Source organism: Corynebacterium sp. UMB10119B, assembly GCF_030228125.1.
GTDB classification, from domain to species: Bacteria; Actinomycetota; Actinomycetes; order Mycobacteriales; family Mycobacteriaceae; genus Corynebacterium; species Corynebacterium pseudogenitalium.
In genome coordinates this window covers 90609-114564 of the sequence record NZ_JASPBG010000006.1, presented here as the reverse complement: position 1 = coordinate 114564, position 23956 = coordinate 90609, and the positions used below count along the sequence as shown (strand labels likewise).

Below are 23956 nucleotides of genomic sequence, written 5' to 3'. Positions count from 1 at the left end.
GGGTTGATAGGCCGGATCTGGTAGCACTGTGAGGTGTGTAAGGTGACTGGTACTAATTACACCGAGACTAAAACAAAACACATGGTGTGCATTGTTTATGGTCAAGAGTTTTGAGTGTTCTTCCGCGAGAAGAAAAAGAGTGTTTGCGTCCACTGTGCAGTGTCTGGCATGACATGCCTGTGCTGATATGTGAATATTGTCGTTGTTATCAACAGTATTGTTTTGTTGGCACGATTTTGGTCGTGTCGGTGGTTGATGGCGGCGGGGAAACGCCCGGTCCCTTTCCGAACCCGGTTAGCTAAGCCCGCCCGCGCTGATGGTACTGCACCTGGGAGGGTGTGGGAGAGTAGGTTACCGCCGGCCTATAACTTCATTTTCTTGTGTGTGGTGAGTGTGTGTTGTTGTGGCACATACTCACCACACTTTTTTGTTTTGGTGGGGGTGTGCACCACGTGCGTGGGGGTGTGGTGTGGCTCGGGTGTGGGGGTGTGCGCACCAGATTCTTGCTTTGCCCTTAGTGCCAGTGTCGTTGTGTTTTACCAGTAGGTGTGTACGGCTTGCGGGAATGTGGTTTGTGGGATCCCAGGGGTGGTGACACAGGGACGCAGTTCTGTTGGTTGTTTGTGGTACACACCCAGGTTGTACAGGGGTGCGTGGTTTGTCATTGCGTGTATGGGTAGTACGGGTTGCTCGACACCAAATTTCCTTGCGCAGGGGGCGTGAGCTGGGGAAACGCCACCGCACAGTCTCGAAGACCCGGAATGTGGTGCACAGCTGCCTCGGCTACCGTTGGAGACACACTATTGGTACTCCGAGAGGGTTTATGGCCAGGGCACCGATGGGTCGGTCGTGAAGTGGACGGCCTTGCTGGAGAGCGGGTCGGTGAAGGCAACGGAAATGCATTCCAACAGCATTGGTTTGGTGAAGTCGTCCTCCCCAAAAGGATGTGGGACGGGGTAGATAGAGTCGCCGATGATGGGCACCCCGGCGTCCAACATCTGGATTCTCAGTTGGTGCGTGCGTCCACTGATCGGTTCGAGGAGATAGCGCCCGAGCGGTCCTTCCACTCCGTAGCGTTCTTGTAGCACTGTTTCCTCTTCTGACGGCAAACGGGACGCGCCAAGGAACATCGTTTCTGAATTGGGTTCCGCGCCGCGGACAATCTTGGAAGCAACTTCGCCGTGTTCTTTGACGATGTGATGCCGCCAAGGTCCGGCAGGTAGCGAAGGATCATAAGGAGCAACCGCGGAATACAGGCGGCGGACTTCTCGGCGGGCGAACATGTCCTGGTACGCCCCGCGGACTTCACGGCGCTTCGTCAGTAGCAACAATCCACTCGTCATGCGGTCGAGGCGATGCGCCGGTGTGAGCTCCTCGTTGCCGGTCTCGCGGCGAAGGCGGACGGTGAGGGTCTCCGTGATGTGGGCGGCGCGTGGCATCGTCGCCAAGAACGGCGGTTTGTTGACGACGAGGACGTTATCGTCTTCGAACACCACGGTGTGAGTAAACGGTACGGGAGTTTCGGGGGCGGGGCGTCGATAAAAGAAGACGTCTGTGCCTGGCTGCAAGATATCGTTGGGAGAGAGCGGGGTGCCGTCGCGCAGGACGACTTCGCCGACGGCGAAGCGCTGGAGGACGGCTGCGGCGTCGTCATCGGGGTGGCGGTGGCGCTGCCCCTTGATGACTTCGGTGAGGAAGTCGCCGGCGGTAATGGGGGCGTCGGGGACGCGGACTCGTGACGCGCCGAGGCCATCGCGCGGAGGCAGTGGCGGGGGCGACTTCCTTCGTTTTCTACTCATATCCTTTGCTAGATTAGTCGCTATGGATCTTGGAGCGATGTTGCAACCAGTACTGGCGTTCTTCAATGAAGGTATCGGGAAGGTGATCGCGGACGTGCTGCGAGCACTCTATGAGACGTTCTTCCCTGCGAACTCTGAGGGCGCGAAGCCCGTGGAAATTCCCAAATAAGGGCCACGATATCGATGTGGGTTTTGTCTACAATGGGGGTAGAAACTGCCTACCTTCTTGAGAAAGGGCGAAACACATGTCGAATGAAGAAATGGTCGTCGTAGCTGTGGACGGAAGCCCGGCTTCCCACAACGCGGTCCGCTGGGCGGCGAACACCGCCGCGAAGCGCGGCATCGCGCTGCAGCTGGCTGCAAGCTACACCATGCCGCAGTTCCTGTACGCGGAAGGGATGGTTCCGCCGAAGGAGCTGTTCGACGATCTGCAGAAGGAAACCATCCAGAAGGTCGAGGAAGCGCGTGACATCGCGCTTGAGGTCGCCCCAGATATCAAGATTGGGCACGCAATCGCGGAGGGATCCCCGATTGACATGCTGCTTGAGATGTCGCGTACCGCGACCATGATCGTGATGGGGTCGCGTGGCCTTGGCGGGCTTTCCGGGATGGTCCTCGGCTCTGTGTCTGGTGCGGTTGTCTCCCACGCAAGCTGCCCGGTTGTGGTGGTCCGCGAGGACAACAACGTGACGGAAGAGAATAAGTACGGCCCGGTCGTAGTCGGCGTTGATGGCTCTGAGGTATCCCGCCATGCGACGGAGGTCGCCTTTGAGGAGGCGCACGCTCGCGGTGCGGAGTTGATTGCGGTGCACACGTGGATCGATACTCAGGTGCAGGGGCCGGGCGCTGGGTTCTCTGTCACGGACGAGCACTGGAAGGCTGTGCAGGAGGAGAAGGACGAGATCCTCAATGGCTACCTGGAGGACTCCGCCGCGAAGTACCCAGATGTGCAGATCCGCAAGGTGATTACGCGTGACCGTCCAGTCCGCGCGCTTACCGAGGCCGCTGAAGGCGCACAGCTCCTGGTCACCGGTTCCCACGGTCGTGGCGGGTTCAAGGGCATGCTGCTCGGCTCGACGTCGCGTGCGCTGCTGCAGTCCGCGCCGTGCCCGATGATGGTTGTTCGTCCGAACGACTAATCTCGCGGAACGCAACCAAGTCCCAGCGGTGCCGTTTCCAGATCGTTACCCGTTGGTGTCCGAATCGTAGTGGCATTATGCCCGAATGGGAGGCACCATGGTCAGTAGATATTAAACGATCGTTATAGAAGGAGACGTGCACATGCTGGGACTTGGCTTTTTCGGCTGGATTATTATCGGTGGACTTGCGGGCTGGATCGCTTCGAAGATTAAGGGCAAGGACGCCGATATGGGCATCGGCCTGAATATTATTGTCGGCATTATCGGTGGCCTGATTGGCGGCTGGTTGCTGGCGAAGTTCGGAGTGGACGTCGACAATGGCGGGCTCTGGTTTAGCTTCTTCACCTGCATCCTTGGTGCGGTGATCCTGCTGACCATCGTCAACTTTGTGAAAGGCAAACAACGCCAATAGCCAGTAGCGCGAAAAGCGCGTGATGTATGTACCGGCCGGAGGGACACACCCCCGGCCGGTATTTTTCTTTTCAGAAACTACGGTACGCGGTATGGTGAACGTACTGGTTTGTCTACTAGAGATTTTGGAGGAGCAGTCGCGTGAGCAGCGGTACAACCAGCAAGGCAAAGAGTGCTTCCAGGAGGCGGAATCGTCCCAGCCCCCGGCAGCGGCTGCTGGACGCCGCCACGAAACTCTTCCAAGAAGAAGGCATCCGCGTCATCGGTATTGACCGTATTTTGAGGGAGGCGGACGTCGCGAAGGCGTCGTTGTACTCTCTGCTTGGGTCGAAAGACAACCTGGTCATCGCGTACATTGAGCGGCTGGACGAGGAGTACCGGCAGCGTTGGGCGGAGCGTACCGAGCACGTCTACGACGCGGATGGGAAGGTGCTGGCGTTCTTCGACATGGCGATTGAGGAGGAGCCGGACCGGGAATTCCGTGGCTCGCCGTTCCTGAACGCGGCGAACGAGTATCCGCGCCCGGACACGGAGTCGGAGGAACGCATCGTTGCGGCGTGTAAGAAGCACCGCCAGTGGATGTACGACACGATTACGCACCTGCTCAGCGTGAAGAACGGCTACAACTCGGCCTCGCAGACAAATGAGCTTTTGATCTTCCTCGACGGCGGACTGGCGGGAGCCCGCTTCGTGCGCGATACCGCGCCGCTGGAAACTGCCCGTACGCTGGCGAAAGCTACGCTTGGGACTCCTCCTGCTGACTATTCGATTTAGCCTCCCGCTGCACTTTCGACCGCTCTTTTTCGATGGCCTTTTTGGCGCGCTTCTCGTCGCGCTTGGCCTCGGCTAGGGCGGATTTTTCTGCGCGGATGTCGCGGCGAACCGCTGGGATGGTCGTTGGTCGCACGAGCGCGCCAGCCTTCTTGCGGCGCCAGGTCCGCTTGCGCTCCCGCTTCTCCCGCTTCTTTTCGACGTACGCTTCGCGCGCCTCGCGTACATGGTTGCGGTGAATCTCCTCGGATGGGAAACGCTTTACAAGCAACGCCCAGAGCAGAACGGTCTGTGAGGCAGTCCAGAAGTTGTTGACTACCCAGTACAGCAGTAGCGCGATCGGTACGAGGCCGAGCAGGCCCGCCGTGGTCAGGGACAGCGCAATGAAGGGGATCATCCAGTACAGGAACCGGTAGCTGCCGCGGGTGAACGCGTTTTCCCACTCGAGGGTGGTGCGGTTGCGGATCTGGGAGAGCAGCAGGTTGATGCTGGTGAAGCAGATGGCGGCGATGAGCATCGGGATGGCCAGGCCGCGAACGGCGTCGACCGTGGTGCCGAGGGAGGCAAACTGCTCGGGTGTCATGGAGACGTAGGCGGGGAGGGGGACGTCGAAAAGCGTGGTGTTGCGGAAGCTTTCGATCTCGTCTGGGGTGAGCAGGCCGATCCGGTGGGCGTCGCCGACGTCGGGGACGGCGAGCCAGTACAGCAGGCGGTACAGGCCGAAGAAAAACGGCAGCTGGATCATGGCGGGAACGCAGCCGGCGAGCGGGTTGTAGCCGTGCTCGCTGCGGAGTTTCTTGATGGCTTCGCGCTCCGCCTCGATGTCCTCGAGTGCGGTGGAGCTGCCGTAGCGGTCCGCGATAGCTTTCATGTGCGGGCGCATCATGTAGCTGGTGCGGCCTACCTTGTACGTCTTCCAGGAAAACGGTGCGATGGCTCCGCGCACTGTGATGACCAGCAGGATGATGGATGCGATCCAGGCACCTGAGACGGGGGCGCCGAGGACGTCGGCGAGGAGCCAGTGCCAGAACTGCAGCACGGCGGATACGGGATAGACGAGGATTTCCATCATTCGCTAATGTTAGGCCATGGTTTACCAACAACCCAGACGCAAGGTGCGCGCCTCCCAGGTGTTCGGCGAGGTGCTGCTGACCATCGGGGCGTTGTTGTTGCTGTTCGCGTTTTACGAGTCCTATTGGACGAATATCGCTTCCGGCAAGATGCAGAACGAAGCGCAGGACACGTTGTCGGAGCAGTGGAAGAACCCGCGCCAGCTGCGCACGCCACAGCTTGGCGACGCATTCGCGCGCATGTACATCCCTGCGTTCGGGTCGGACTACCAGTTCGCCATCATCGAGGGCACCGACGAGAACGAGTTGTTGGTGGGTCCGGGCCGCTACCCGGACACGCAGATGCCGGGCGAGCCGGGTAATTTCGCGGTGGCGGGGCACCGCGTGGGTAAGGGGGCGCCGTTCAATGACCTTGGGGCGCTGAACAGTTGTGACGCCATCGTGGTGGAGACGCAGGATTCCTGGGTGACGTACCGCGTGCTGCCGATGGGCCTGGATCCGCAGGAACGCCGGGACGTGGCGGCGGGCTGCGTGCCAGCCGAGATCAACGAGCCGATCGCGACGGGCGAGTACCGCAACGTGGTGGGCAGGCACATTACGCTGCCGGGAGACGTGAACGTGATTAACCCGATCCCGGAGCAGCCCTCCATTGAGGTGCGCCCGGACATGCTGGGCATGATCACGCTGACCACGTGCCACCCGCAGTTTTCGAACGCGGAGCGCATGATCATCCACGCCGTGCAGACTGAGGTGCTGGCGAAAACACCGGGCGAGCAAACGCTGCCGCAGGCGATGTCGGAGGTGAGATAGACAATGTATGGAGCACTTTGGCGGATGCTGCCGGGGCCTACGCCGGTGAAGTGGCTGCTCGCGATCGTGATCGCGGTGGCCGTGTTCTTCCTGCTGATGGAAGTGGTGTTTCCGTGGGTGTCGGCGCAGATGCCCTACAACGACGTTGCAGTGTAACGCCCTAGAGCTGCAGGTTCTTGATGGTCTCCTCGGCGACGAGCTGCGCCTTGATGGACTCGTCCTGGTTGGTGAACACGGTCACGGCCGTGTTGCTCTTGGCCACGGAGTAGGCGGCGCCGATCCTGTTGGGTACGGCCCCGCCGCCGTGGCGTCCGCCGTTCCACCCGGCTGGCTGGTTGGCGGGTTCGGTGTAGTCGATGGGTGTTGCCCAGTCGACAACGGCCATGGCGTCCTCGGGGCTGTCCATGTGCCGCACGATGACGGTCAACTGAGGCTCGGGCGGGTAGGACCAGAACTGGCAGGCTGGGGGGTCGAAGCGGGCGTCGATACCTACGCCGGTGACGCGCTGGCCGTTGGCGTCGGCGACCCAGTCGGTGTCGAGGTATGGGCAGGGCTGCCACGCGTTGCGGTCGGTGGCGGGCAGGGCGTCGAGAGGCAGGGCGGCTTGTTGCTTCTCGACGCCCCCTTCGCCCGCGGGCGCCGGATCCGGGTCGGGGGCGGCGCACCCAGCGAGGACGCCGAATGCCATGACTGCTGCGAGGGTGGGTAGTGTCAAACGCATGGGTTCCAGATTAGCTGTGTTGTCGCCGGGCCCCGGCGAAACCACTGAGGTGCCGGTAAACCGCTCCTTGGATATCGGTATCACGGTGTTGTCGGTGTCGTTAGTGTTGGTGTCGCTGGCGGCGCTGGCGCGGATGTCGCTGGATGAGGCGCTGCTGCACATCACTCTGGTGACGACGTTTTCCTTCCTCCTGTTCTACGGGATGACAGAGATGCACTACTGGGCTACCCCGGGCCGAGTGCTGTGGCTCGTGGGGCTGACCGGCGTGTGGATGCTGGACACGACGATCTCCGTGGTTGCGATGTACTGGGTGTTCATCCTGTTCTTCGTGTACATGCGGGCGTTCAACGACTGGCGAGGTATTGCCGGGGTTGCTGCTGGGCTTGTGATCACGGTGCTGGTACAGCTGCCGGATCATCTCACGCTGGGCAGCGTGTTGGGGCCGGCGCTGTCGGCGGTGGTGGTCCTGGCGATCAACTATGCCTTCACCACGATTACGAAGGTGAGCGACGAGCGCGCCGAGCTCATCAACGAGCTACTGGAGACACGCGAGCAGCTAGCAACCACGGAGCGTGCAGCCGGTGTGGCGCAGGAGCGGGAACGGCTCGCGCACGAGATTCACGACACGGTGGCGCAGAACCTGTCCTCGATCCAGATGCTGCTGCACGCCGCGGAGCGCGACCTGTTGGCAACGGACCTTTCGGGGGAAGAGCTGGCGGCGCCGTTGAAGAGGATGGAGACGGCACGTAGGGCGGCGTCGAGAAACTTGGCGGAGACCCGTGCGATTATTGCGGCGCTGACGCCGGCGCCGCTGAGCACGACGTCGCTGGAGGAGGCACTGCGGCGCATCGCGGCGGACTTCGGTACGACGGGCGACATGGACATCGAGGTGGAGGTCGACGGTGAGCCGCAGCAGCTGCCGATGCGGATCGAGGCCGGCCTGCTGCGTATTACGCAGGGCGCGGTGTCGAACGCGGTGAAGCACTCCGAGGCGAGCCGCATGCGCATCACGCTGACGTTTGGGGATGACGAGGTCCGCCTTGATGTGGTGGACAACGGCAAGGGCTTCGACGTAGCGAGCCAGGCCAAAAAGCCCTCAGGGTTAGGCCATTTGGGTCTCGATGCGATGCGTTCTCGGGCCGAGGAATTGGGCGGTGAGCTGGCAATTGAGTCCCAGCCCGGCGGGCCGACAGCACTTTCTGTGGCGGTACCGAGTAGTATCAAACAAAAGACTGACCAGGTGGAGAGGAAAACTTCATGATTCGTGTGTTGCTGGCTGATGACCATGAGATCGTCCGGCTGGGGCTTCGGGCCGTGCTCGAGGAGGCCGAAGACATTATGGTCGTCGGCGAAGTTGCCACAGCTGAGGGCGCGATCGCGATGGCGCAGGCCGGTGGCATCGACGTGATTTTGATGGACCTCCGCTTCGGCGCGGGCGTCGAGGGCACCCGCGTGACCACGGGCGCGCAGGCAACGGCGCAGATTATCGCCTCGATGACGAACCCGCCGAAGGTGCTCATGGTGACCAACTACGACACCGACGCCGACATCCTTGGCGCGATCGAGGCCGGAGCCGTCGGCTATCTGCTGAAGGACGCCCCGCCGGAGGAGCTCGTCGCCGCGGTGCGCTCCACCGCGCGTGGCGACGCCACAATGTCCCCGGTGGTGCGCGAGCGCCTCGAGACGCGCGACCGCACTCCGCGCTCCTCGCTCACGCCGCGTGAGCTGGAGGTGCTGCAGTTGGTGGCGGCGGGGTCGTCGAATAGGGAGATTGGCACGGAGCTCATGCTTTCTGAGGCGACCGTGAAGTCCCACCTCGTGCACATTTACGACAAGTTGGGTGTGCGTTCCCGTACTTCCGCCGTGGCGTCGGCGCGCGAGCAGGGCGTGCTCTAGTAGTAGGGGTGGGCTTCGTGGAACGCTTCCACGATGCCGAGGGGGATCTTGCCGCGGTTGGCAATGGGCAGGCCTTCGGTCTGCGCCCAACGGCGGATCTCGGCGGGGTCAAGGGCCCGATCGGTCGCGTCGCACGCCTCCCTAGCTGCTTCGACGTACGGCTTGAGCTGCGCCAGGAAGCGCTCCGCGTTCTCCGGCTTGAGGTCCAGCACGTAATTCTTCCCCTGTAACCCGAAGCGGATCACGCGAACATCCGCCTCGTGCAGGGGCGTGTGGTCCAGGTCATCGAAAAACTGGGTGATATTTTGCCGGGCCATGAAGGCTGTCCTTTCTCCGGTACTCCCAAGAACGATACTTGGGAGTAGTGTTCGCGTTTGGAGGAAGTCTAGCAAATACTTTGGCCAATAATATTAATTAAGTTTCTTCTGCACTTCCGCGGACAGTTTCTGCAGGTCTTCATCAATAGAGTTGTGTGCCAGGCGCTGCTGTACCGGGTTCATGTGCTCGGCGTTTTCCACCGCGGTCTGCAGCTCCGCGAGGCGGACCTTCGCGTCGGTGGCGAAGCCCTTCGGCAGCTCGGCGGTCTTGACCTGGCCCTCGAGGGCGTCGACGCGCGACTTCAGCTGCCCGCCGCGCTCAGAAAAGCGCGAGACCTCCTGGGAGGACAGGCCGACGCTCTGCGCGCGCTGTTGTACCTGCTTCTGCTGGTAGGACGTCCAGCCCTTGTAGAACAGCGGCAACAGCACCGGCAGGAGCAGACGGGTCGCGCCGAGCCACTGCTTGGCTTTCTTCTTCGTAATGCCGGATTCCTCAATGCGCTGCAGATGTGCCTTCGCTAGCCGCTCCTCGTGCTTGCGCTTCTGCTTCAGGCCCTGCTTCTCTGCCTTCAGCAGGCGCTTCTCGGCCTTGTCCAGCAGCTTTGCGGTGCGGAAGTCCTGCTTCGCCTCCTCCTTGGCAAGCTTGCGGGCGTGCGCCTGCGCGGCCTTAATCTCAGCCTTGGCCTTCGTGCGTGCTTTCCGGATGGATTTGAACAGTCCCATGCGAGTTAACTCCTTTACGCTTCAGCGTTCGTTTGGACACCAACCTTACCTGTTTCTCCACTGCGCCTAGTAGAATATTGCCCATTGTGAGTACGTCGAAGCAGCAGGATGGCACACGCATGCGGCCGTCGGATCTTGTGGGGTGCCGCTTCCGGTTCCGCCGGAGGTGCCAGCTCCCGGACTACCCGTCGCGCGAGGAGGCCGAGGCGCACCTGCCGCAGCGCATCGCAGTGCAGGAGGCGGTACTCGCCCAGCTGCCTACTAAGCCAGCGCTTGGCGACGGCCGGCGCCGCCTCTTCACCCGCGCCGACGCCGCGGACGCCACCACCGAGGGCGTCTTCGACTTGATGCGCCGCGGCACCCACCTGATCACGCGGGCGACGCTCCATGGGGACATCGCCGGGGTGGCGGTCGAGGTGGACGTCGACATCCTGGTGCGCACCGCCGACGGGTACGTGCCAGTGATCATCTCGAACCACAGAGTCGCGCGCACGCACCCGACCTCGACGCTGCAGGCCGTGCCGGTTGGGCGCCTTGGGCTGGGGGCGCCACTGCGGGTAGCGGGCAAGTACCGCCACCACACCGTCGACGGCTACCGGCTGGCCATGGCGCACCTCCTGCTTGGGGAGCGCTCCGCGGGCCGCGGCGGCGTCATTGGGCAGGATAGGTCGCTGGCGTACGGAGTGGACGTCGAAAAGTATGTCGCGCCGCTGCTGCTCGCGCTCGCCGAGCCCACGCCCGAGCACCCAACCCGCTACAAACAGTGCGCCACCTGCAGGTTCTGGCCGCTGTGCCTGCCTGAGCTCGAGGCGCGCGACGACATCTCGCTGGTGCTGCCCGGCGGCAAGGGCGACCGCTTCCGCGCCCAGGGCATCACGACGGTCCAACAGCTTATCGACGCCCAGCTCGGCGAACCTTCCCGCATCGCCGAAGCCTGGCGCGCCGGGATCCCCCTGCTCAGGAGACCGGGGCCGATCGGTATTCGCCGCGCCGACGTCGAGATCGACATCGACATGGAGTCCTACATGGACCAAGGCGCCTACCTGTGGGGCACCTTCGACGGCGAGCGCTACCGGCCGTTCGTGACGTGGGAGGAAGTCGGCGGCGACGCGGAGGAAGCCAACTTCGGTGTGTTCTGGCGCTGGCTCCTCGACCAGCGTGCCCAAGCCCACGCGGAAGGCAAGACCTTCGCCGCCTACTGCTACGCCGCCGCCGGCGAAAACCACTGGCTGCGCATGTCCGCGCAGCGCTTCGCCAGCATCGACGCCAAGGAAGTCCAGGAGTTCATTGCCTCCGACGAATGGGTCGACGTGTTCGCGGCGGTGCGCAAGCACCTCGTCGGTACCGACGGGCTGGGGCTGAAAGTGCTCGGGCCCATCGTCGGCTTCCACTGGGAGGACGACGACATGGACGGCGAAGCCTCCATCGACCGCCGCTTCGCCGCCGTCCGCGGCGACGAGGACGCAAAGCAGACCCTACTGCAGTACAACGAAGACGACTGCCGGGCCACCCGTGCCGTCCGCGAGTTTCTCGACGCCGACGCCCCCGGGATCCCTTTGCTCTAGCTTTGGGGGTTTAGCGTCTGGTGTTTTAACGCCTGGTGTTGCGGGCCACTGCCGCGGTAATCAGCACCAGCACCACAACGAGGCAGGCCAGCACCATCGTGAACCCGGCCCACGGCAGCAGCTCGTACACCCAGCCCGACGCCGCCCCCACCATCGACGACCCCATGTAGTACCAGAACACGTACATGCTGGACGCCTCCGCCCGGTCGCGCTCCGCGATGATGCCCACCCACGCAGAGGCCGTCGAGTGCATCGCGAAGAAGCTCGCCGTAAACACCAGCAGACCGGCCAGCAAGGCCACCAGGTTCGGTATCGCTGCCAGTATCAGGCCCACCACCATGAGCGACGCGCCCCCAATCACCACGTGCCCGCGACCGTACTTGCTCACCAGCGCACCCGCACGCGACGCAGACCACGTCCCCGACAGGTACAGCAAAAACGCCAGCCCCACCAGCGACGGCGGCAGGCCAAAGTAGTCAATCGCGCGGAACCCCAGGTAGTTGTACAGGGAGACGAACACGCCCATCCCGATGAACGCCGTCGCACATAGCGCCAGAATCCGCGGGTTCCTCGCGTGCCGAACCATCGCGCGGAACTCATTGCCCGGTCGCAGCTTCGCCTTCGGCGTGAAGTTCCGCTGCGCAGGAAGCAGGATCGCCGTTGCAATCGCCAGTGCAAGTGCCGTCACGCTACTGGCTGCGAGCGCCCACCGCCACGACGTGACCGCCAGCAGCCCCGTCGGGATCAACCTGCCCGTCAGCCCGCCGATCGTGTTGCCGGCGATGTACAAGCCCATCGCGCCGGGCAGGTCCTTGGCGTCGAGCTCCTCGGAGAGCCAGGTCATCGCAACGGCCGGGGTGCCTGCAATCGCGACGCCTTGCAGGGCTCGCAGTAGCACCAGCTGTTCCATCGACTGCGCCAGCGGCAACAACAACCCAATGCCCGTTGCCACCAGCGCCGACACGATCAGTACACGCCCGCGCCCGTACTTCTCCGAAAGTATCGACGCCGGCACCACACACAGCGCCAACCCGCCCGTCGCCGCCGACACCGTCAGCGCCGTCGTGGACGGGGAAGCGTCGAACGCCTCCGCCAGGGTGGGGAGTAGCGCCTGGGTGGCGTAGAGGGCGTTAAAGATTCCGAGCCCGGCGAGCAGCATCGCAATCGTTGCGCGACGATACTCCGGGCTCCCTTTCTTCATGCTCCATATCCTGGCACTTTGTGGCGGGGACCTCAAGGAGCGTTCAGGATGCGTGCACCACATTCCTGGTTTTTGGTGGACGGATTTGTAAAAGCCCAGGTCGGTTTGTGTGCGTGGTGGAATGTGGTGCGCAGGTCGTGAGACGGCCACCCGAAAACCGCTCCCGTCGACCTCTTTCGGTCGACCAACCCTGGTCAGCGCAAAATCGACAAAAACGTACCAAAATGACCGAAAACGCCGTGACCTGCATCGGTCGACCGGAGCAGGTCGACCGGAACGCAGAACCGCCGAAACAGGGAACAGGCCCGGTTAACCCCGTCCCCTACCCCCTCTTGCGTGACAGGTTAGCCTACCCTAATATTCCTAGTGGGTCCTGGTTCCTTCAACGGACTCGTCGTGAATACAGATAAAACCCGCCGTGTTTCATACCCCTGTATGAAACACGGCGGGTGGCCATGTAAAGCGCTCCTCGCGAGAGCGCCTTTAATCTAACAGAATTACATGGCGTTGTCTATACCGACTTACTTGGAAGCCGCTGCGAAGCGCTCGTTGACGTCGTCCCAGTTGACAACGTTCCACCAAGCCTTGACGTAATCGCCCTTGACGTTCTTGTACTGCAGGTAGAAGGCGTGCTCCCACATGTCGAGCATCAGCAGTGGGGTGAAGTCAACGGAGATGTTGCCCTGCTGGTCGGTGAGCTGCTCGATGATGAGGCGGCCGGCGATGTGGTCGTAACCCAGGACTGCCCAGCCGGAGCCGTGCAGGCTGGTTGCAACGCCGGAGAAGTGTGCCTGGAACTTCTCGAAGGAACCGAAGTCGCGGTCGATTGCCTCAGCGATTGCGCCGGTTGGTGCGCCGCCTGCGTTCGGCGCCATGTTCTTCCAGAAGATGGAGTGGTTGGTGTGGCCACCCAGGTTAAATGCCAGGTTCTTGGACAGTGCACGCAGCTTGTCCGGGTTGGCGTCGCCGTTGCGCTCTGCTTCGAGGGCCTCGAGGGCGGCGTTTGCGCCAGCGACGTAGTTCGCGTGGTGCTTGTCGTGGTGCAGCTCCATAATCTCGGCCGAGATATGTGGCTCGAGTGCGTCGTATGCGTATGGGAGCTCTGGAAGTTCGTAAACAGCCATTGTCAGTTCCTTTCGTTTGGGGTTGGTGACGTGCCCCATAATAGACAAGAATCACATTCCCGCAATGGCGTACGCTGATTTTTATGGGTTTCTTGTTTGCACCGACGCCGAAGCTGGTTCCTGAAGATCGCACGTTGCCTGGCCGTGATGAGCCGGTGTTGGCGCATCCGCGTCCGCATGCTGTGTTGGGGACGCCGATTACTGGTCCGTGGCGCGAGGGCCAGCGCCGCTTGCTGGTGGGTATTGGGTGTTTTTGGGGTGCTGAGAAGATGTTTTGGCAGATGGAGGGGGTGGAGTCGACGTCGGTTGGGTATGGCGGGGGCGTGACGCCGAACCCGACGTATCGGGAGGTGTGCAGTGGGCAGACGAACCACGTTGAGCTGGTGGAGGTGGTCTACGACCCGGAGCGCGTCTCGTTGAAGGAGTTGGTGCGTGCGGCGCTTGAGGCGCACGACCCGACGCAGGGTTTCCGTCAGGGCAATGATGTGGGGACGCAGTACCGCTCGGCGTTCTTCACCGACACGGAGCACGAGGCGCAGGACATCAAAGGGTGGGTTGCGCACTACGGTGAGCAGCTTGTCGACGCCGGCTTTGCCCCAATTACGACTGAGGTGGGGTGGGGCGTCGATTATTACTTGGCGGAGGATGAGCACCAGCAGTATCTGCACAAGGTGCCGAACGGGTACTGCCCGCACCACTCGACCGGCGTGGAGTGTGGAATCTAATGTTGCCGAAGATTGTGGCGCATCGTGGATTCTCGGCGATGTACCCGGAGTCGACGCACCTGGCGTTCGAGGCGGGCCTGAAGCTGCCGATTCACGGCGTGGAGTGCGATGTGCGGCTGACGCGCGACGGGCGGCTGGTGGTGTTCCATGACGGCCTGGTGGACCGCACGACGGACGGGATGGGGCGCGTGTCCACGATGGACTTCTGCGACCTGCGCGAGCTGAACTGCGGCACGAAGGAGTGCCCGCAGCAGGTGATGCTGCTCGAAGAGCTGCTCGAGCTGCTGCAGGACTACCCGGACAAGCACCTCTATATTGAGACGAAGCACCCGACGCGCTACGGCCCCGAGGTGGACGAGGCGACATTTCGGGCGCTGGCGTACGCGGGCATGCTGGATTCGGAGCAGGTCACAATCATTTCCTTCTCGCATAAGGCGGTGCGGTATTTCACGCGGATGGCGCCGGACCTGCTCACGTATTACCTGTTCCGGCTGCGTGAAGCGAAGTGGAACCCGAAGTCCGTGATGCTTTCGAGCCCGTACGGGATTGGGCCGGGGTTGGCGCATGTGCAGCGGCGCCCGGAGCTGATCGGCAAGTATGGATGCCCGACGTACGTGTGGACGGTCAACGACCCGAAGGATATGCGGTGGTGTGCCGAACACGGCATCGATGCGATCGCGACCGACCACCCACAGTTGGCGCTGCAGACGTACGCAGGGCTGCTGTAGCGCCTGTACGATGTGTGTCTATGGCTAAAAAGAACCGTAGAAAGCAAGAGAATCTCCCAGAGGGAATGAGCCGCCGCCAGGCGAAACTCGCTGCCCGCGCCGCTGAGCGCGAGGCGCTGCAGAAGGACCCGCGCCCGTACGAGGGCCTGGCCGCTGAGGCCGAATTGGTGGCGCTGCAGGAGTTCGTGCCGTCCGCAACCGCGCAGGTGACCGTGAAGGACACCCCGGTGCAGCTGGTGACGGTGCTGCCAGGCGCCGTCGCGGCGATGGTGCGCGAGGGCGGCGAGCGCCTGGTCGCGCTGCAGGTTGCTGCGCACTCCCAGAACCCGGGCCGCGACCTCGCGTACGCCCTGAACTGGGTGCTGAGTGCCAAGGAGGGCGAGCAGCTCCAGTCCACCGCGGCCGACGGCCAGCAGCCGACCCTGAAGGACATCTTCCCGGTTGACGCCGCCTTGGACGTCACCTCCTACGACGACTTCTCCTGGTGGTTCCCGGAGGATGCCCAGGTTCCGCCGCAGATCCAGCAGGCGATGGCGGCCGCGAACGACGCCGTCATCCCGTCCGTCGAGGTCAAGTCGGACGCGCCGGGCGCCGTGTGGTGGGTCAACCCAGGCGGCGGCAAGGCCCACATCCGCTGGGTGCGCACCGAGGATAACGAGAGCCAGATGCTCTCGGCGCTGGCGCGCATCGCGGCGCGCGGTGAGCTCAACCTGGGTGAAGGCACGAAGTTCGCTGGCGCGTTCCGCACCCATGGTGTTGTGGTCCCGGTGTGGGACCTGGACCCGGCGGTGGAGCCTGCGTCCTACGCGGATGCGTTGGTGGCGCTGAACAAGGCCATCGAGGCCGAGTACGCGAACGAGGCCCAGCTCAGCGCCGACGAGCGCAAGCAGCTGGACAACATCAAGTCCCGCCAGGTCACCATCTAAACAGAGGGCGACCGGGCTACACGGGGGCTATTCGGGGGCCTACCTGAGTGACGAGAAGAGCTGCTCGGCAGCGACCTCGTCCCACAGGATCACGTTGCCGACGTCCGCGTCCATAAACCCGCCCACCGGGATGGTTTCCGTGTTCAGACCCATGCTGAACGCCAGCCCGATGCGGGCCAGGTTCCATACGTGGTCCTTGCTGCCCACGGTGAACATGGCCGGGGCGGTCCACAGCAGTGGCAGCGCCCGGAAGGGGTTGAGCAGCACGCCGGGAGAGAGGATGCGGCTGGTCAGGGCGCCGAGGAACTCGCGCTGGCGCCCGACGCGGTCCAGGTCGCCCTGGGCGGTGGCGCGGGTGCGCACGTACCCAAGGCCGGTCGCGCCGTCCATCGTTTGGCAGCCGGGCTCGACGAACAGGTTGGCCAGCGGGTCCTGGATGGGCTCCGCCACGCAGATTTCTACGCCGCCGACGGCGTCGACGATGTTTGCCAACCCACCCATGCCGATTTCCGCGTAGCGGTCCACCCGCAGGCCGGATGCCTGCTCAACGGTCTGGATGAGCAGCTGCGGGCCGCCGTAGGCGAACGCCGCGTTGATCTTTTCCTGCCCGTAGCCGGGCACGGCCACATAGGAGTCGCGCGGGATGGACACCAGCGTCGCCTTCCCGAACAGCGGCAGGTGCAGCAGCATGATCGTGTCGGTGCGGGTGGTGCCCAGGTCGCCGCCGGTGCCGAGGCGCGCCGCGTCCTCCTCGCTCAGGCCCGTGCGCGAGTCGGACCCGACGAGCAGCCAGTTCGTGCCCGAGGTGTTCGCGATGCGCTCGGCGGGCAGGGCGTCGACGCGGGAGAGTCGGGCGTCGACAAGGAAGGTGAGGGCGAGCAGCACCACGAGGAGGGCGGCGAGCAGACGGCCGCAGCCACCTTTTCGACGCCCCCTCCGCCGCTGCGTGCGCTGCCGTGGGGGTCGCTGTGGCCGCTGCGTGACCTGCATCGGGACGTGCTCGCGCTCCGGGCGCTGCTGCGGCGGCCTGTGCTGCGCTGGACGTTGCTGCGCCGGGTACTGGCGCGGCCGGTATTCGCGCGGTTCGTAGTCGCGCGGGTTGTACTGTCGTGTTTCCTGCGGCTCGCGCCGCTCCGGCCGGATGGCTGGCCGTTCCTGCCAGGCAGGGGGCCGTTGCTGCTCCCGCTGCGGGCGACGCTTCCGGATGGGGCGTCCGTAGCGGTCCACGAGCGGTTGGCCGTCCCTGCCAAGCACGAAGTCCTCGAGGTTATCCCGGGGATCGTTGGAATGCGGCGTACTCATGGCAACAGTGTAGACGGCAGGAGTGGGTAGGCGAGAAAAGCGACGGCGTCGATAAGGAAGTGTGCGAGGATGAGTGGCCAGACTTTGCCGGTGCGGTGGTAGTAGTAGGCGAAGACGGCGCCCATCGCGAGGTTGCCGAAGCCCGCGGAAACCCCCTGGTAGAGGTGGTAGGAGCCGCGCAGGATCGCGGAGGCGGCGATCGTGGCGGGTACCGACCAGCGCATCTGCCGCAGCCGGGTGCAGAGGTACATCACCACCACGACTTCTTCGGCGAACCCGTTGGCGAACGCCCACAAGAGGGAAGTGGGGATCTGGACAGCCTCGGTGGTGGGGATGACTACCTTGGACCAGCCGAAGCGCACCGCCCCGATGTAGAGCGCCAGCCCCGGGATGCCGATAAGTGCCGCGAACCCGGCGCCGCGCAGCCAGTCGCGCCACTTCGGCGCAACCCACGCGGTGCCCAGCAGGTACCACGCCAGGCCACCCCACCCGATAAGCGAAAGGGCTGAGACCGCCTGGAGCGCCACGTCGAGCCAGCCGATGGAGCTCGCCTGGGAGTAGAGCGTCGTCGATTGCTCGTTGAGGGGCGCCTGCAACAGCGAGTCGACTAGACGCAGCGCGGCGCGCAGCCCGCTGGCGCCGAAGGTGACGGCCAGCACAAGGAGGACTTCGACGCGGTACCGAGTGTGCATGCAGGCTACAGTAGCCCCATGACAACGATTGCGTACCTCGGCCCGGCGGGAACGTTCACGGAGCAGGCCGTCTGGAACTTTGACCTGCCCGACCCGCAGCTTGTGCCTGTGGATTCCCCGGCGGAGGCGCTCAACGAGGTGCGCGCCGGGCGCGCGGACTACGCAGTGGTTGCGGTGGAGAACTCGGTTGACGGCGCGGTCACCGCGACGACGGACGCACTGACCGAGGCGCCCGGGGTGCAGATTTACGGTGAGACCGAGCTGGAGATCGCCTTCGCAATCATGACGCGCCCCGGTGCTTCACTTGTCGACGCCACCCGCTTCGCCACCCACCCCGTGGCCTACCAGCAGGTAAAGCGCTGGATGGCCGAGCACGCCCCGAACGCGACCTTCCACCCGGCGACATCGAACGGCGCGGCAGCGCAGCTCGTCGCTGAGGGTGAGGCGGACGTGGCCGCGGCCCCGGAGCGCGCGGCGGAGCTGCTCGGGCTCGAGGTGCACGCGCGCGGCGTGGCCGACTTGTCCACGGCGCGGACGCGCTTCGTGCTGGTTGGTCCGTCCGGGAAACCAACGCCGCGCACGGGCAACGACAGGACGTCGATCGTGTTTCAGACCCCGAACGAGCCTGGCACGCTGGTGGCGGCGCTGCAGGAGTTCGCGTTCCGCGGCGTGCACCTTTCCCGTATTGAGTCGCGCCCAACACGTAAGGAGCCGAACACGTACTCCTTCCACGTGGACATCGTGGGGCATATCGATGACACCGCCGTGGCGGAGGCGTTACGAGCTGTGTACCTGCGGTCCTCGCAGATTGCGTATCTGGGGTCGTGGCCGTGCGCGCAGCAGGCAACCTGGCCGAGTGGTAACCCGCGCCTCGCGGAGGCTCAGTCCTGGGTGGACGGGCTGCGCTAAGCAGGGGTAGCTTCGGCTAACCCCAGCCGAGTTCGTGCAGCTCGTGCTCCTCGAGCCCGAAGTAGTGGCCGACCTCGTGCAGGACGGTCACCTTTACTTCGTGGCGCAGTTCTTCTTCGTCGCTGCACATCGCCTCGAGTGCGTCCTTGTACACGAATACCGCGTCCGGCAGGAACCCGCTGTGGTTTGAGTGCTGCTCAGTAAGTGGGATGCCCTCGAACAGGCCCAGCAGCGTTGGTTCGTCCGGGTTGAAGTCACGGGCCAGCACCACCATGTTCGTCATGTGGCGGGCGAACTCCTCGGGGATGGTGTCCAGGGCGTCATTGATCATCTCCTCGAAGGCGTCCTGGCTGACCGGCTCCATCATGGTCGGGGCTGCTCCTCCCGAAGCGGGCGGCGCTCGGGACGCTCCGGTGGCGGGTTGCCGTCGATCTTGAGCACTTCGCGCCCGGCGGTCGCGGACCCGGTCAGGGTAGCGAACTGCCCCTCCGGATTCGAAAAGACCAGCGCGCAGTTCACGCTGTGCGAGCCACCCTCCCATGCGGACGGCTTCTGCGTGGTCCAGAACGGCTGCAGCGCGATCTGGTAGAGGTTTTCCTCCGCGCCCATGTACTTCTGGGCGGCGTCGGTGCATACGTCGCGAAGGTGGTTGTCCTGCTCCTCGATGCTCGGGGTGTGGTCGGGGAAAACCGGTGCGAGGTCCACCGTGCTGGTGATCTCCATCTGGTGTGGCTCATTGCAATCCACGCTGCTCAGGCTGGAGGTGCCGTCGATGGCCACGCACTCCCCGGGATTAAAGGTGCGCGCCTGGTCCTGCTCGGACACGCGGCCCGTGGTCAGGATTGGGGTGCCGTCGCGGTCGGTTTCCTGCAGGCCGCACAGCATGGTGCGGTCACCCTCTTCCCACGCGGCCGCGGGCGGCAGGATCGGCGCGATCGAGTAGCGCCCGTTCGGGTCGAAGGCGCCGTTGAGGTAGCGCAGGGTTGCGCCTCCGCACAGCTCCTCGCGCAGCTGCGCCTGGCGGGTCTGGTTCGGCATCGGCGCAGACGGCCCGAACTCGGAGGTGGGATAGGTGGCCAGGTCCTCGCGCGCGGAGATTTCAAAGCGGTGCTCGAGTGCGCAGTCGGTTTGCTCGAAGGCGGTGATGTGGCCCTCGGCATCGGCTTCCCAGGTCAGGCAGGCGCCTTGGTCCGCCGTGGTGAACGGCGCTGGCTTGTTCTTGCTCTGTCGCTTCGGAGTGGACGTCGATACCCCAGATGCATCAGTGCCGCCTTGCGGCGCGGGTGAGGCGTTGTAGGTGTAGGAGCCGAAGCCGACCGCACCCGCGAGCAGCGCGACGAGAAAGCCGCGCAGCGCTGTTGTCCTGCTAGCCATGTGCATTTCCTATCCCTCGAGGTTGCGCAGTACCTGTGTGTGCAGACTATAACGATCCGTCCGGTACACACTGGCACAGTATTCCACACGTGTGCCATGGCTTTGCGCATAGCGCACGATTCGCAGCAGCGCGCGGTTCGCCGGCACCTCGAGTAACGGGGCGACGGTCGCGCCGGCATTCACGGCGGTCACGGTCTGCTCAGCTTTGGTGATGCCGAGGTTGTAACGCTTATCGAGTACCTCGTACACCGACGCCTGCAGGTCGTGTTCCAGCAGGTCGGGGACCAGCTCGCCGTTGTACCAGCCGTCGTCGACGGCGTAGGGTTGGGCGTCGCCAAGCCGGAGGCGACGCAGGTGGATGTGCTCTGTGTGTGGCGGGGTGCCGAAGTACTCAGCGACTTCTTGAGGCGCTGGCGCGCGCTCCGCCAACAAGATGCTTGACGACGCCACCACGCCTTGCGCCTGCATCTCCTCGGAGAAACTGGCCAGCTGCAGCTTGCTCACCAGCGGGCTCGGCGCCACGAACGTGCCTTTGCCCCGGACCCGGCGGAGCTTGCCCTGGGCGACGAGGTCCCCGATCGCGCGTCGCACCGTGATCCGGGAGACCCGGTAGGTCTCCTCGAGGGCGCGTTCGCCGGGCAGCGGGTCTCCGGGGGACAGTTCGTTGCGGCAGTACTCTTCGAGGATGATGCGTAGCTGCGCGTGTTTCGGGAGGGGGCCTTCCTGGATTTCGGTGGGGGGCTGCTCGGGCGTGGACATACCCCCACCATAGCGCACTGGTTATTACCAGAGCGGGGCGGTGGTGCAGGTGGCGTATCGAGGGGCGGAACCGGGTAGAGTTGTGGGCGTGATTGATCTGAAATTTCTGCGCGAACATGCAAACGACGTCCGAGAGTCCCAAACCGCCCGTGGCGAGGATCCCTCCCTCGTCGATCAGCTGCTAGCGGCCGACGAGCAGCGCCGCGAGGCAATCCAGGCAGCAGATGAGCTGCGTGCGGAACAGAAGGCCTTCGGCAAGAAGATTGGCCAGGCCTCCCCGGAGGAGCGCCCAGCGCTGCTCGAGGGCTCGAACGAACTCAAGGCGAAGGTCAAGGCCGCCGAGACCAAGCAGGCTGAGGCCGAGCAGGCCGTGCAGGACCTGCAGTACAAGATCCCGAACCCGATCCAGGGCGCACCGGCTGGCGGCGAGGAGGACTTCGTGGTCCTCGAGCACGTCGGCGAGGTCCCGACCTTCGACTTTGAGGTGAAGGACCACCTCGAGCTGGGTGAGAACCTCGGCATTATTGACATGAAGCGTGGCACCAAGGTTGGCGGCGCACGCTTCTACTACCTGGTCGGCGACGGCGCCTGGATGCAGCTGGGCATGATGATGCTCGCCGCGCAGAAGGCCCGCGAGGCCGGCTTCAAGGTCATGATCCCGCCGGTTCTGGTCCGCCCCGACGTCATGCAGGGCACCGGCTTCCTCGACGAGCACGATGAGGAGATCTACTACCTCGAGCGCGACGACCTCTACCTGGTTGGCACCTCCGAGGTGGCGCTGGCCGGCTACCACACCGACGAAATTATTGACCTCTCGGACGGCCCGCTGCTCTACGCCGGCTGGTCCAGTTGCTTCCGCCGCGAGGCCGGCTCCTACGGCAAGGACACCCGCGGCATCCTGCGCGTCCACCAGTTCGACAAGCTGGAGATGTTCGCGTACTGCAAGCCTGAGGACGCCGAAGAGATGCACCAGAAGCTGCTCGGACTCGAGCGCGAGATGCTCGCCGCAGTCGAGGTGCCGTACCGCATTATCGACGTCGCCGCTGGTGACCTCGGCTCGTCCGCTGCACGCAAGTTCGACACCGAGGCGTGGGTGCCGTCGCAAGATACGTACCGCGAGCTGACGTCGACCTCGAACTGCACCACGTTCCAGGCGCGCCGCCTGTCCATCCGCTACCGCGACGAGAACGGCAAGACCCAGACCGCCGCCACCTTGAACGGCACGCTCGCGACGACGCGCTGGCTCGTCGCAATCCTCGAGAACAATCAGCAGGCCGACGGCTCGGTCAAGGTGCCTGAGGCGCTGCGCCCGTGGGTTGGGAAGGACGTACTGGTTCCCTAATGCGCACGATTGATGGACTGTTTGAAGTAGCAGACGGCTATACCGCCCCGCGGCCGCACAGCGGTGATATGCAGAACCGCTTCTACCAGCGGATTGTGCGCGCGGCAAAGCGCTACTTCCGGTTCGCCGGGACGAAGGCGACGGTCCACGGCCTCGAGCACGTCCCGCTGGACGGCGGGGCGATGCTGGCGATCAACCACACCGGCTACCTCGACTTCATGCTGGCAGGCATTGGCCCGTACCTGCGCGGGGAGCGCCTGGTGCGGTTCATGGCGAAGAAAGAAGTCTTCGGCATTCCGGTGCTGCGGTGGCTGCTGCGCAACATGGGGCACGTCCCTGTGGACCGCTCGGCGGGCGCCGGGGCTATCGACGCCGCCGTTGCCGCCCTACGCGAAGGGGCGATCGTCGGCATCTTCCCGGAGGGCACGATTTCGCGCTCCTTCGAGATTGCGGACTTTAAGACGGGCGCCGTGCGCATCGCTCGCCAGGCCGGAGTGCCGCTCGTGCCCTGCGTGATCTGGGGCTCCCAGCGCCTGTGGACCAAAGACCAGCCGAAACGGCTCGGACGCTCGGGCATTCCGGTCATCATCCGCTACGGGGAACCCGTTGCTGTCGACGGCACCGTTGAAGAAGCCACGGGTAGGCTCAAGGCAGCGATGGAAGCCATGCTGGAGACCACCCGCGCCGAATACGAAACGCGCTTCGGACCCTTCGAGCCCGGCGAGCCATGGATGCCGGCCTCGCTCGGAGGGAGCGCACCGACTCTTGAAGAAGCAGCCGAAATTCGCCGAAAAGAACGCGAGGCAAAGAAAGGGAAATAACATGAACGCCCCCAGCCTGATCATCAGTGACATCGATGGCACATTCCTCAACTCCTACGGACGGGTGACACCTCGTCTGCTGGAGGTCGTCGCGCGGGCTGTGCGCGGCGGAACCAAGTTCGGGCTGGCCACCGGGCGCCCCCACCGCTGGCTGCTGCCGGTGCTCGAGCAGCTGCCGTTCGAGCCGGTCTGTGTGGCCGCCAACGGCGCCGTCATCTACGACCCAGAACACGACGAAGTGGTGAAATCCTTCGCGCTGTCCCCGGAGAGTATGCAGGAGACCGTGGAGGTCGTCGAAAAGGTGATGGGGGAAGCCGACGCGACCGTGGGCTACGGGGTGGAACGGCTGAGCCAGAGCGCGCTCGACCCGGAGGAAGAGTGCTTCCTGATCACGCCGGAGTACAACCCGGACGCCTGGGACGCCCGCTTCGGCGTCGTCCACGTCGAGGAGCTGCTGGCAGAACCTGCGGCGAAGCTGCTCGTGCGCTGCCCGGACCTGATGGCGGCAGAGATGTTCGACATGATCGCCCCCGAGATCGACCAGGACATCGCGCACGTGACCTACTCCATGGAGGAGGGGCTGCTCGAGTTCTCGCGCCCCGGCGTGACCAAGGCGGCAGGTGTTTCCTACCTGGCTGCCCAGTACGGGATCGACCCGTCTCAGGTGGTGGCGTTCGGCGACATGCAAAACGATGTTGAGATGCTGGCGTGGGCCGGCATGGGCGTTGCCATGGGCAACGCGACGGACGCGGTGAAGGACGCCGCTGATATTGTGACCGCATCGAATGATGAAGACGGCGTGGCACAAGTACTGGAGCACTGGTTTTAACT

The 23956-nt window shown here is 64.0% G+C and carries 28 protein-coding genes and 1 rRNA gene; 17 read left to right on the top strand and 12 right to left on the bottom strand.

Going from position 1 to position 23956, the window contains the following annotated elements:
* The first annotated feature begins 244 nt into the window (after positions 1 to 244).
* A 5S ribosomal RNA gene (rrf, locus tag QP802_RS06665) occupies positions 245 to 363 on the top strand.
* Positions 364 to 821: 458 nt separating this feature from the next.
* Here rrf and QP802_RS06660 read toward each other — a convergent pair.
* Positions 822 to 1799 (bottom strand): pseudouridine synthase, encoded by a 978-nt coding sequence (locus QP802_RS06660; RefSeq protein WP_070479705.1) that lies wholly within the window; start codon positions 1797 to 1799, stop codon positions 822 to 824.
* 22 nt (positions 1800 to 1821) lie between these two features.
* Here QP802_RS06660 and QP802_RS06655 point away from each other — a divergent pair, with 22 nt between their 5' ends.
* The 4 genes from QP802_RS06655 (at position 1822) to QP802_RS06640 (ending at position 4123) form a co-directional block, all read left to right on the top strand.
* The gene (locus QP802_RS06655) at positions 1822 to 1968 is read left to right on the top strand and encodes a hypothetical protein (protein ID WP_168156154.1); all 147 of its coding nucleotides are present in this window, start codon (positions 1822 to 1824) and stop codon (positions 1966 to 1968) included.
* Between the two features lie 76 nt (positions 1969 to 2044).
* Entirely contained in the window at positions 2045 to 2938 is an 894-nt protein-coding gene (locus QP802_RS06650) for a universal stress protein (protein WP_070361739.1), read from the top strand.
* Positions 2939 to 3080: 142 nt separating this feature from the next.
* Complete coding sequence (locus QP802_RS06645; protein ID WP_070361740.1) at positions 3081 to 3350, top strand: GlsB/YeaQ/YmgE family stress response membrane protein; 270 nt, start codon at positions 3081 to 3083, stop codon at positions 3348 to 3350.
* 140 nt (positions 3351 to 3490) lie between these two features.
* Entirely contained in the window at positions 3491 to 4123 is a 633-nt protein-coding gene (locus QP802_RS06640) for a TetR/AcrR family transcriptional regulator (RefSeq protein WP_070975662.1), read from the top strand.
* Here QP802_RS06640 and yidC read toward each other — a convergent pair.
* Positions 4086 to 5192 carry a membrane protein insertase YidC gene (yidC, locus tag QP802_RS06635; protein ID WP_070975661.1) on the bottom strand — a complete coding sequence of 369 codons (1107 nt, stop codon included), beginning with the start codon at positions 5190 to 5192 and terminating at the stop codon, positions 4086 to 4088. The genes QP802_RS06640 and yidC overlap by 38 nt on opposite strands.
* A gap of 16 nt (positions 5193 to 5208) precedes the next feature.
* On the opposite strand from yidC, the gene QP802_RS06630 reads away from it, so the two are divergent.
* Positions 5209 to 6000: a class E sortase gene (locus QP802_RS06630; RefSeq protein ID WP_070975660.1), complete on the top strand. Its 792-nt coding sequence runs from the start codon at positions 5209 to 5211 to the stop codon at positions 5998 to 6000.
* A 3-nt stretch (positions 6001 to 6003) separates the two neighbouring features.
* Positions 6004 to 6156, top strand: coding sequence for a hypothetical protein (locus QP802_RS06625; protein ID WP_168156155.1), 153 nt, complete (start codon positions 6004 to 6006; stop codon positions 6154 to 6156).
* Positions 6157 to 6160: 4 nt separating this feature from the next.
* Here the strand turns inward: QP802_RS06625 and QP802_RS06620 are convergent, their stop codons facing one another.
* A complete protein-coding gene (locus QP802_RS06620; RefSeq protein WP_083329434.1) occupies positions 6161 to 6721 on the bottom strand; it encodes a DUF2020 domain-containing protein in 561 nt (186 codons plus the stop codon).
* Here QP802_RS06620 and QP802_RS06615 point away from each other — a divergent pair.
* Both QP802_RS06615 and QP802_RS06610 read left to right on the top strand, forming a co-directional pair.
* The gene (locus QP802_RS06615; protein WP_070479701.1) at positions 6720 to 7982 is read left to right on the top strand and encodes a sensor histidine kinase; all 1263 of its coding nucleotides are present in this window, start codon (positions 6720 to 6722) and stop codon (positions 7980 to 7982) included. The two genes, QP802_RS06620 and QP802_RS06615, sit on opposite strands and share 2 nt — an antisense overlap.
* Entirely contained in the window at positions 7979 to 8617 is a 639-nt protein-coding gene (locus QP802_RS06610) for a LuxR C-terminal-related transcriptional regulator (protein WP_070361745.1), read from the top strand. Before QP802_RS06615 ends, QP802_RS06610 begins: the two co-directional genes overlap by 4 nt.
* On the opposite strand, the gene QP802_RS06605 is transcribed toward QP802_RS06610, so the two are convergent.
* Both QP802_RS06605 and QP802_RS06600 read right to left on the bottom strand, forming a co-directional pair.
* Positions 8614 to 8934 carry a histone-like nucleoid-structuring protein Lsr2 gene (locus QP802_RS06605; RefSeq protein ID WP_070361746.1) on the bottom strand — a complete coding sequence of 107 codons (321 nt, stop codon included), beginning with the start codon at positions 8932 to 8934 and terminating at the stop codon, positions 8614 to 8616. The genes QP802_RS06610 and QP802_RS06605 overlap by 4 nt on opposite strands.
* Positions 8935 to 9027: 93 nt before the next feature.
* Positions 9028 to 9657 carry a DUF6474 family protein gene (locus QP802_RS06600; RefSeq protein ID WP_070361747.1) on the bottom strand — a complete coding sequence of 210 codons (630 nt, stop codon included), beginning with the start codon at positions 9655 to 9657 and terminating at the stop codon, positions 9028 to 9030.
* An 86-nt stretch (positions 9658 to 9743) separates the two neighbouring features.
* Between QP802_RS06600 and QP802_RS06595 the strand changes: the two genes are divergently transcribed.
* Positions 9744 to 11222: a TM0106 family RecB-like putative nuclease gene (locus QP802_RS06595; RefSeq protein ID WP_284817964.1), complete on the top strand. Its 1479-nt coding sequence runs from the start codon at positions 9744 to 9746 to the stop codon at positions 11220 to 11222.
* Positions 11223 to 11247: 25 nt separating this feature from the next.
* On the opposite strand, the gene QP802_RS06590 is transcribed toward QP802_RS06595, so the two are convergent.
* Positions 11248 to 12423: an MFS transporter gene (locus tag QP802_RS06590; protein ID WP_256005694.1), complete on the bottom strand. Its 1176-nt coding sequence runs from the start codon at positions 12421 to 12423 to the stop codon at positions 11248 to 11250.
* Between the two features lie 521 nt (positions 12424 to 12944).
* On the bottom strand, positions 12945 to 13547 hold the full coding sequence (locus QP802_RS06585) for a superoxide dismutase (protein ID WP_070361750.1): 603 nt from the start codon (positions 13545 to 13547) through the stop codon (positions 12945 to 12947).
* Positions 13548 to 13630: 83 nt separating this feature from the next.
* On the opposite strand from QP802_RS06585, the gene msrA reads away from it, so the two are divergent.
* From msrA to QP802_RS06570, 3 genes are read left to right on the top strand one after another with little or no spacing between them, the layout of a single operon-like run.
* Complete coding sequence (gene msrA, locus QP802_RS06580) at positions 13631 to 14272, top strand: peptide-methionine (S)-S-oxide reductase MsrA (RefSeq protein ID WP_070975654.1); 642 nt, start codon at positions 13631 to 13633, stop codon at positions 14270 to 14272.
* On the top strand, positions 14272 to 15000 hold the full coding sequence (locus QP802_RS06575) for a glycerophosphodiester phosphodiesterase family protein (RefSeq protein WP_070479694.1): 729 nt from the start codon (positions 14272 to 14274) through the stop codon (positions 14998 to 15000). Before msrA ends, QP802_RS06575 begins: the two co-directional genes overlap by 1 nt.
* Before the next feature lie 20 nt (positions 15001 to 15020).
* Entirely contained in the window at positions 15021 to 15926 is a 906-nt protein-coding gene (locus QP802_RS06570) for a DUF5926 family protein (RefSeq protein WP_070975653.1), read from the top strand.
* Between the two features lie 39 nt (positions 15927 to 15965).
* Here the strand turns inward: QP802_RS06570 and QP802_RS06565 are convergent, their stop codons facing one another.
* On the bottom strand, positions 15966 to 17228 hold the full coding sequence (locus QP802_RS06565) for an LCP family glycopolymer transferase (protein ID WP_070361753.1): 1263 nt from the start codon (positions 17226 to 17228) through the stop codon (positions 15966 to 15968).
* Positions 17225 to 17920 carry a CPBP family intramembrane glutamic endopeptidase gene (locus QP802_RS06560; protein ID WP_070361754.1) on the bottom strand — a complete coding sequence of 232 codons (696 nt, stop codon included), beginning with the start codon at positions 17918 to 17920 and terminating at the stop codon, positions 17225 to 17227. The genes QP802_RS06565 and QP802_RS06560 overlap by 4 nt, the downstream gene beginning before the upstream one ends.
* Before the next feature lie 18 nt (positions 17921 to 17938).
* On the opposite strand from QP802_RS06560, the gene pheA reads away from it, so the two are divergent.
* Entirely contained in the window at positions 17939 to 18829 is an 891-nt protein-coding gene (gene pheA, locus QP802_RS06555) for a prephenate dehydratase (protein ID WP_284817956.1), read from the top strand.
* A gap of 16 nt (positions 18830 to 18845) precedes the next feature.
* Here the strand turns inward: pheA and QP802_RS06550 are convergent, their stop codons facing one another.
* The 3 genes from QP802_RS06550 to QP802_RS06540 are packed head-to-tail and all read right to left on the bottom strand — an operon-like array spanning position 18846 to position 20962.
* The gene (locus QP802_RS06550) at positions 18846 to 19193 is read right to left on the bottom strand and encodes a metallopeptidase family protein (RefSeq protein WP_256000847.1); all 348 of its coding nucleotides are present in this window, start codon (positions 19191 to 19193) and stop codon (positions 18846 to 18848) included.
* The gene (locus QP802_RS06545; RefSeq protein WP_070361756.1) at positions 19193 to 20209 is read right to left on the bottom strand and encodes a septum formation family protein; all 1017 of its coding nucleotides are present in this window, start codon (positions 20207 to 20209) and stop codon (positions 19193 to 19195) included. The genes QP802_RS06550 and QP802_RS06545 overlap by 1 nt, the downstream gene beginning before the upstream one ends.
* 3 nt (positions 20210 to 20212) lie before the next feature.
* Positions 20213 to 20962, bottom strand: coding sequence for a GntR family transcriptional regulator (locus tag QP802_RS06540; RefSeq protein WP_252931694.1), 750 nt, complete (start codon positions 20960 to 20962; stop codon positions 20213 to 20215).
* An 88-nt stretch (positions 20963 to 21050) separates the two neighbouring features.
* On the opposite strand from QP802_RS06540, the gene serS reads away from it, so the two are divergent.
* The 3 genes from serS to QP802_RS06525 are packed head-to-tail and all read left to right on the top strand — an operon-like array spanning position 21051 to position 23954.
* Complete coding sequence (serS, locus tag QP802_RS06535) at positions 21051 to 22304, top strand: serine--tRNA ligase (protein ID WP_284817953.1); 1254 nt, start codon at positions 21051 to 21053, stop codon at positions 22302 to 22304.
* Complete coding sequence (locus QP802_RS06530; RefSeq protein WP_070361758.1) at positions 22304 to 23125, top strand: lysophospholipid acyltransferase family protein; 822 nt, start codon at positions 22304 to 22306, stop codon at positions 23123 to 23125. The genes serS and QP802_RS06530 overlap by 1 nt, the downstream gene beginning before the upstream one ends.
* A 1-nt stretch (position 23126) precedes the next feature.
* Complete coding sequence (locus QP802_RS06525) at positions 23127 to 23954, top strand: HAD family hydrolase (protein WP_284805348.1); 828 nt, start codon at positions 23127 to 23129, stop codon at positions 23952 to 23954.
* The last annotated feature ends 2 nt before the right edge of the window (positions 23955 to 23956 follow it).